This window comes from Mesorhizobium sp. M2A.F.Ca.ET.067.02.1.1, assembly GCF_004023285.1.
In the GTDB taxonomy this organism is placed as follows: domain Bacteria; phylum Pseudomonadota; class Alphaproteobacteria; order Rhizobiales; family Rhizobiaceae; genus Mesorhizobium.
On sequence record NZ_RZSB01001275.1, the window covers coordinates 1 to 839 of the forward strand.

The window sequence follows — 839 nt, forward strand, 5'->3', positions numbered from 1 at the left end:
GCTTCTGGTGGTGGCCACCGGCTATAGCGAGGCGGTGCGGCGCGCCATCGGCGTCGAGCGCATCGAGGAATCGAAGGCGCATTCGCTGTCGATGGGGTTCGATCTCGCGATCACGCCGCAGGAATTCGGCCTGCAGTCCCTCACCTTCTACGCAAGGCGGGTTGCCGATCGCATTGCCTTTCTTACCATCTTCCGGATCGGCGAGCGGCTGCGGGCGAACATGTTCGTCTATCGGACCGTGGCCGACCCGTGGGTGCGGGCGTTCCGCGAGAACCCGCAAAAGATGCTTCTGGATCTGATGCCGGAGATTGCCCAGCGATGCGGCAACTTCGCCGTCGCCAGCGAGGTCGAGGTGCGGCAGGTCAGCCTGACGACGACACAGGGCCATCGCCGCGACGGCGTGGTCTTCATCGGCGATGCGTTCGCCACGACCTGCCCTGCGCAAGGCGACGGCATCCACCGCGTGCTTACCGATGTCGATTGCCTCAGCTCCACGCATATCCCCGCCTGGCTCGAAACGCCCGGCATGGCGGCCGACAAGATCTGCGCCTTCTATGACGATCCGATCAAGGTCGCGGCCGACACCAGGGCTTTGCGGGCCAGCATCTATGCCAAGCGCATCACCACCGAGACGGGACTGGAATGGCGCCTGCGCCGCCTGCGCAACAACACCGCGCGGCAGTTGATGGTCTTCAGCCGACGTGTCCGCGAAGCGGGAAAACCGGCCGAGACGCGCGCGGCGTGAGAGGGGCGCTGCGCCGCCGGGCGCGTCTGGGAACGTCAACGTGAGTGAGCTTACGAATCCGTAAGTCGCGTCCCTGGCGATGCCCGCTTAAACC

The 839-nt window shown here is 65.6% G+C and carries 1 pseudogene; it reads left to right on the forward strand.

Annotated features, from left to right (window positions below):
- Window positions 1-745, forward strand: a pseudogene (locus EOA28_RS37280) (FAD-dependent monooxygenase); the annotation flags it as partial.
- Window positions 746-839: the final 94 nt, after the last annotated feature.